This is a genomic window from Mesorhizobium sp. WSM3626, assembly GCF_000513935.1.
Lineage (GTDB): Bacteria > Pseudomonadota > Alphaproteobacteria > Rhizobiales > Rhizobiaceae > Mesorhizobium > Mesorhizobium salmacidum.
The window spans coordinates 21,913-28,467 of sequence record NZ_AZUY01000066.1 but is presented as its reverse complement, the minus strand read 5'-3'; the positions used below and the strand labels follow the sequence as shown (position 1 = coordinate 28,467).

General features: G+C 65.7%; 7 protein-coding genes. 4 read left to right on the top strand and 3 right to left on the bottom strand.

The genetic code is table 11. The features are described from left to right. Window positions 1-825 (top strand): LysR family transcriptional regulator (locus M653_RS0129170; protein WP_027146489.1); only part of this gene is annotated, 825 nt, incomplete at its 5' end. 147 nt (window positions 826-972) lie between these two features. Beyond that, window positions 973-1,515 (top strand): GNAT family N-acetyltransferase, encoded by a 543-nt coding sequence (locus tag M653_RS0129165; RefSeq protein WP_027146488.1) that lies wholly within the window; start codon window positions 973-975, stop codon window positions 1,513-1,515. 63 nt (window positions 1,516-1,578) lie between these two features. On the opposite strand, the gene M653_RS0129160 is transcribed toward M653_RS0129165, so the two are convergent. Next, window positions 1,579-2,589, bottom strand: a complete 1,011-nt coding sequence (locus M653_RS0129160; protein ID WP_051442865.1) for an aminopeptidase — start codon at window positions 2,587-2,589, stop codon at window positions 1,579-1,581. A gap of 304 nt (window positions 2,590-2,893) precedes the next feature. Between M653_RS0129160 and M653_RS0129155 the strand changes: the two genes are divergently transcribed. After that, the gene (locus tag M653_RS0129155; RefSeq protein ID WP_027146486.1) at window positions 2,894-3,646 is read left to right on the top strand and encodes an SDR family NAD(P)-dependent oxidoreductase; all 753 of its coding nucleotides are present in this window, start codon (window positions 2,894-2,896) and stop codon (window positions 3,644-3,646) included. Continuing rightward, window positions 3,643-4,569, top strand: a complete 927-nt coding sequence (locus M653_RS0129150; protein ID WP_027146485.1) for a sigma-70 family RNA polymerase sigma factor — start codon at window positions 3,643-3,645, stop codon at window positions 4,567-4,569. The genes M653_RS0129155 and M653_RS0129150 overlap by 4 nt, the downstream gene beginning before the upstream one ends. A 78-nt stretch (window positions 4,570-4,647) precedes the next feature. On the opposite strand, the gene M653_RS0129145 is transcribed toward M653_RS0129150, so the two are convergent. Continuing rightward, window positions 4,648-5,271, bottom strand: coding sequence for an FMN-binding negative transcriptional regulator (locus tag M653_RS0129145; protein WP_027146484.1), 624 nt, complete (start codon window positions 5,269-5,271; stop codon window positions 4,648-4,650). 129 nt (window positions 5,272-5,400) lie between these two features. Beyond that, window positions 5,401-6,549 carry an amidohydrolase gene (locus M653_RS0129140; RefSeq protein ID WP_027146483.1) on the bottom strand — a complete coding sequence of 383 codons (1,149 nt, stop codon included), beginning with the start codon at window positions 6,547-6,549 and terminating at the stop codon, window positions 5,401-5,403. Window positions 6,550-6,555 lie beyond the last annotated feature (6 nt).

The window sequence follows — 6,555 nt, the reverse complement described above, 5'->3', positions numbered from 1 at the left end:
GCTGACGAGATCGGCACGGCGCCTTCGACGTTAAGCCATGCGATGCGAGCGCTCGAGGAACGTATGGGCGTGCGCCTGCTGAACCGCACCACACGCAGCGTTTCGCCGACNGAAGCAGGTTACCAATTGCTTGGGCGCCTTCAACCGGCGCTTGCCTCACTGGACGAGGCGCTCGACAGCGTCGCGGGTTTTCGGGGCAAAGTTGCGGGAACAGTCCGCATTAACGCACCGCGGCTGGTGGCTGGCCTTCTGGTTCGCGCAGCTCTCCCCCGGATGGCGGAGATGCACCCTGACGTGACTGTGGATATTGTCGTCGATGGGCGCCTCATAGACATCGTGTCCAGCGGCTTCGATGCCGGCGTGCGCCCCCTTGGATCGGTGCCCAAGGACATGATCACCGTGTTGCTTGGGCGCCCGCTGACATTCATCTGTGTCGCCTCGCCCGCCTATCTCGATCGCTTCGGCGAGCCGGGAACCCCCGAGGAATTGCCGCGCCACCATTGCATCGGTCACCGCATGCCCAGCGGGAAGCTCTATCGATGGGAGTTCGAGCGCGCGGGCCAGGAACTCACACTCGAGGCAAACGGCACCATCGTCCTCGACGACGAAGAGCTGATGGTCGAAGCTGCAAGAGAGGATCTGGGCGTCGCCTACGTGGCCGATTGGGCCGTCGAGGCGGCCCTGTCCGAGGGCAGTTTGCGCAAAATTCTGACCGCGTGGGTGCCGGCTCCAGAAGAAGTTGCGGTCTACTACCCTGGACACCGAGCCGTACCGCCCGCACTGCGGGCCTTTCTCGACATTGTCAAACAGCTGCGGAAGAAATGACCGAAGCGACGAGCGGCCGCATCAAATCGTCGCGCGGCGCTGAAGGCGGTTGGGCGTACTTTGGGGCCGAAGTCCGCCTTGGTAGCTAGCCGGCGCGTTCCGTCGACGCCGTTGCATTGGCGCCGCCCCGGGTCGAAAATGCCTCCGATGAAAGCAGTTCCCAAGCTCACCACACCAAGGCTCGTGCTTCGGGCGCCGAGCGAGCGGGATATCCCGGCATGGTTTGCGCGCGCCACCCATGTCGAATCCGCCTCCCTTGCCGGCGATCCCGTTCCCGACGACTTAAGCGCCGGCGAAGAATGGTTGGCCCGTTCGCGTCAGCGCTTGGCTGACGGCAAGGCGATCCAGTGGTCCATAGACCGGGCATCGGAGGCGATCGGGACGATAACCCTGTCCTTCGCAACCGAAGCCAAGGCAGCCGCATTGGGATTTGTGCTGGCACGCGCCCATTGGGGACAGGGACTGGGCAGCGAGGCCGCGCGCCAAGTCGTTCGCTATGCTTTTGAGACCCTGGCGCTTGACCAGCTGACGGCCGAGGCGGTGACGCGCAATGTCGCGTCGCTGCGAATCCTGGCGAAGCTCGGCTTCAAACATGTCGAGAGCTTCGTCGACGAGTCCGACGGCGAGCACTGCGAGCGTTTTGCGCTCGACGCAGACGCCGGAACGTCACTCTTGGCGAGCCAGGTTTAGAGCCATCCGCTCGCGGCCGGGGCTGACATCGGAGCCCGTCAAAAGTCCCCGTGCTTGTTCAAATCAATCACAGGTAGTCGCGGCCTTGAGCGCTTCGGCACGGGCCGGTTCGGGCAAATCCGCGATCCGTCGGACGGAAGCGTAGAATCTCGGATAATCGCCGGAGCACAGGTCGAACAGGCGAAGAAACGCCGGAACCTGCTCGCCGTAGACGGCAGTCGCGGCGAGTTTTGCATTGTTGATCGGGGCGTTGAACCAGGCGTCATATGCCCTGTATCCGGCCCAGCGTCTGTCGCGCATTTGCCGGTAGCGCATCCGCAGCCTGTCGAGCGTGGCTGCCTTGGCAGCCGTCATCTCATCCGGCGTACGGGAGCTTTCATAGACCTGCCTCAACTCGTCGCGCGTTTTCGACACCAGTCCGAGAAAATCGGCGCTGCGTTTGCGACCGGCTTCGTAGCGGCGCAATCCGGCGCGATCGCCGGCCGCGCGGAGCCATTTTCTTGTGCCGGTGGTTTCGACGGCAACCGCGAAAGCCTCATTGAATGCGGAGTCGCCGTTCACATAGAGGCGCTGATGCGCCAGCTCATGAAAGATGAGGCTCGCGAGATAGGTGTCGTCCTGACGCAGCATGGTGCTGAGCAGCGGGTCACTGGACCAGCCCAGTGTGGAATACGCTGTGATGCCGGTGACATAGACGTCCAGCCCCTGTTCATGAAGTGCGACCGCGCTTTCGGTCGCGGATTTCCGATCGAAGTAACCCCGGTACGGAACGCAGCCGAAAACCGGAAAGCACCATGTCTTTGGCGTGAGCGAGAATTGCGGCGCGGCAAAAACGGCCCAGGTCACAGCATCCCGGTGGATGTCGACATAGCTGCGGTAGCTGCTGTTTTCGGGCAGTGCCAGCTCGTCTGTCGCAAACCGCCTTATGGCGCGCGCCGACGTCAATTTGGTGCGCAATGCCGCAGGGGTGGAAGGGGCTTGGATCAGTTTTCCGACGTCTTCGCGCGCGGCCATGATCCGGACATGACCCTCCAGCGATTGCGCGTAGTAGGAAATGCTGGTGCAACCGCTCATGGCGGACGCCACGATCGCCGCTGCAAACAATCGAAAAGCGCGCTTCACTTCTTCCCACCGCTTTGTCACCTGCCCATGGAGCACATGTCCGGCGGACCGTCCACTGGGCATGCCCCTTGAAGCAGCCGGTCTGCCGCTGGCCATATTGGCCGAGTGCATGTCTATCGCGAACCTCACCAGCACGAATCTCTCCAACACACCACGGCCCCGGCAGGCCGGGGCAGATGCCAAATCCCGCCCACCCCCTGACTCTTTTCCCGATCCTCAAACGTCTTAGCTACAGTGAAACACTGGAGCAGGGTCAATGAGCCTCAGGGATAAGAATATCGTGGTCACCGGCGGCAGCCGTGGGCTTGGCCTCGGATTGGTCGAAGCGCTGGTCGAGCAGGCCGCCAGCGTGACCGTGGTCGCGCGGGGCGCCGAGGCGCTGGAAGCGGTCGGTGTGCGGCTTGGGGTCGCCACCATTGCGGCCGATGTCACGGACGAGGACGCGGCCTATCGCATTCTTGGCGAGGTCCGCCCTGACATAGTGGTGCTGAACGCCGGTGCCACGCCCCGGATGGGGCGGCTGGACCAGTTGAAATGGGAGGATTTCTCCGTCGCCTGGGAAACCGACGTCAAGGCCGGGCTCTACTGGCTGCAGGCGGCGCTGAACCTGCCGCTCAAGCCGGGCAGCCGGGTGCTGGTGGGGTCGAGCGGTGCCGCCGTCACCGGATCGCAGATGTCGGGCGGCTATGGCGGCTCCAAACGGATGCTATGGTTCATGGCCAAATACGCCAATGGCGTGGCGCAGGAGAAGGGCCTCGGCATACGCTTCCAGGCGATCGTGCCGCGGCAGATGATCCTCGGCACCGGGATCGGCGATGCGGCGGCCGGCGCCTATGCCGGCTCGATGGGCATCACGCCGGAACAATTTGTCACCCGCTTCGGCGCGCCGATGCCGCCCCGGGCGTTCGGCGACAGGGTGGTTTCCGTGCTGGAAGACCCGCAATATGCCGAGGGCGTCGTCTTCGGCCTCAGCGGCGACGCGGGGGTGACGATCATGGAGGGTCCTTGAGCGAGGGAAAGCCAGCCGTGGAGCGCGACCGGCAGGAGGGGCTGCTTGCCCTTGCCGCCGCGTTGCGGCCGGAGCTGCACCGCTATTGTTCGCGGCTGATGGGCTCGGTCATCGACGGCGAGGATGTGATGCAGGATACGTTCGCGCGCGCCTTCGTTGCCCTGGACGAGTTGCGCGAGGTGCCGCAGCTCAGGCCCTGGCTGTTCCGGATCGCCCACAACCGCGCGCTGGACCTTTTGCGCAGCCGCGCGATCCGCGCCGCCGAGCCCATCGAGGCGGCGCTTGAGATTGCCGACGAGGCCGACCCGGTGGAGATGCTGATGCGCAGGCAAGCCGTGCAAACCGCCGTGTCGCGCTTCGCGGAGCTTCCGGTGCCGCAACGCAGCGTGATTATCCTGAGGGATGTGCTCGACGAGCCGCTGGCCGACATCGCCGCCTTGCTTGGCATCACGATCGATGCGGTGAAGGCGCATCTGGCGCGCGGCCGCGCCCGGCTTCGGCGGATCAACGCCGCCGCCAATCCGCTCCCCGATGCGCGCATCGCATCCGCGGCGACCGTTCGCTATGTCACTCTGTTCAACCGACGCGACTGGGATGGCTTGCGCGCGCTGCTTGCCGACGATGTGAGGCTCCATCAGTCCATGCACCCGCCGCGCGCGGGCGCCGCCGACGTCGGCATGTTCTTCACGATCTACGCCAAGAGCGACGGCTTGTGGCTCAGACCGGCATGGGTCGAGGGCCGCGAGGTGATCGCGGTGTTCGAGGACCGGGCCGCCCCGAAGCCGCATCATTTCATGTGGCTGGAATGGCACGAAGGCCGGATCAGCTTCATTCGCGACTACCGTTATGTCCGCTACGTTCTCGATGACGCGGGACTGGTGCTGGCGAGGGAAGCCGGCTCTGGTGGCAATGGACGCCGATAGGCGACAGCAGGTCGCGGGCCGGATCGACTCCTGACCGGGCGGGCGCGGGCCGCCGCATCAAGGCGAGGCGTCATGCCTTCACGAAGGGATCAGAGCGGAAACCTCGCGGTCGGACGGCCGCTCGCTCGCCGCCAGCCCCGCGGTCACGCCGGCGCGGTCGGCGGCGTTGCGGTTCTGGCTCATCTTGCGCTTGCCCTCGAGCCTGATGACCGGCATGCGCAGGCCGACAATGCCGCGAAGCTGCGACTGAATGAAGTCGGGCGGCGCGTCCGACACCGCCCACGGCGCGGCGCGCGCGCCCTCATGCAGGTTCGTCAGCCGGGTGACGACCTCCAGCAGCCTGTCCGCATCGTCGAAGAACTCGACCGGCCCATAGGCGTGGACGGCGGCGTAGTTCCAGGTCGGCACGACCTTGCCGGTTTCCTGCTTGGTCGGGTACCAGGCCGGCGTCACATAGGCATCCGGCCCCATGAAGATGGCAAGTCCGTCGCCGATCGCAGGAACACGCCACTGCGGGTTGGCCCTGGCCAGATGGCCATGGATGACGCCATGCTCGCCCTCGGTTTCGTCGAGAAAGAGGGGCAGGGGCGTGGCGAGCGGCCCGTCCGCCGTGGCGGTGACGAGGTTGGCCAGCCGGGCGGCGCGGATCGTCGCCATGAGGCTGTCCTTGTCGTCGTCGCGGAAGGCGGGCGGGGTGTACATTTTGAACTCCTTGCGTTGGCCTGACAGATGCCACACAATTCGGCCCGTTGGAAATGTCCCAGTTTCGAAGAGTCCAGATGTCCAGTTGATCCGGGACGAAGCCGCCGTGCTGGCCGGGTTGCGCTGAAATCAGCCGAGAAGGTTGCGCGCCGCGCGCATGAAGATCCTCGAGCCGATCGGGATCAGGTCGTCGGGAAAGTCGTAGTCGGGATTGTGCAGCGCCGGGTGGCGTTCGCCGGCGCCGAGGAAGAACATCGCCGACGAGGCGCTGTGGCCGAACAGGCCGAAATCCTCCGAGGCGCGCATCGGCAGGGCTTCCTCGCCATGCGCGACGCTCTCTTCGTCGAGGGCGCGCCGCAGATGCTCGACCGCGTCCGGCGCGTTGACGCTGGCGACGAAGATCTCGTGATAGTCTGAGCGTGCGGAGAGGCCGTGCCGGCCGGCGATCTCCTTGACCAGCGCCTCGGCGGCCGCACAGAGGTCCGCCATGCGCTCGTCGCGGCGGGTGCGCAGCGTCGCCCAGACCTCGGCGTAAGCAGGCGCGATGCCGAACACGGCTTCGCCCATGCGCGCGTGGGTGACGGTGACCATGGAGAAGTCGTCATCGGCGAAGGTGGCGCGGCCGAGCGCGGGCAGGGCCGGCATCAGCTCCGAGATCGCCGGCATGGGCGAGGTTCCGGTCTCGGGCATGGAAGAATGCGCGGTCTTGCCCTCCAGCACGATGCGCATGCCGCGCGAGGCGCAGTTGACCACGCCGGGCTTGAGCCTGACCTCGCCGAACGGCACGCCGGGCAGATTGTGCAGCGAGAAGGCGAAATCGGGCGCGATCTCGCCGAAGCGCGGATCGGCGACGACGCCGGCCGCGCCATTGCCGGTTTCCTCCGCCGGCTGGAACATCAGCACGACGCGGCCGCTGGCGGGCCGTTCGCGGCCGAACTGGCGGCCAAGCGAGGCCAGGATCGCGGTGTGTCCGTCATGGCCGCACATATGCGACTTGCCCGGCACTTGCGACGAATGCGGCACGCCGGACAGTTCCTCGATCGGCAGCGCATCGAGTTCGGACCGAAACAGGACGGTCGGTCCGTTTTTGCCGCTGTCGTAGATGGCCGCGACGCCGTGGCCGCCGAGGCCGGTCAGCACCTTGTCCGGCCCGGTGTCGGCGAGGAAGGCGACGACCTCTTTCGCCGTCTTCTCCTCATCGTTCGAGATTTCCGGCTGCCTGTGCAGCTTGCGCCGCCACTCCGTCAGTTCGACAATGTCGCGATTGGTCAGGGTCATGGTTTT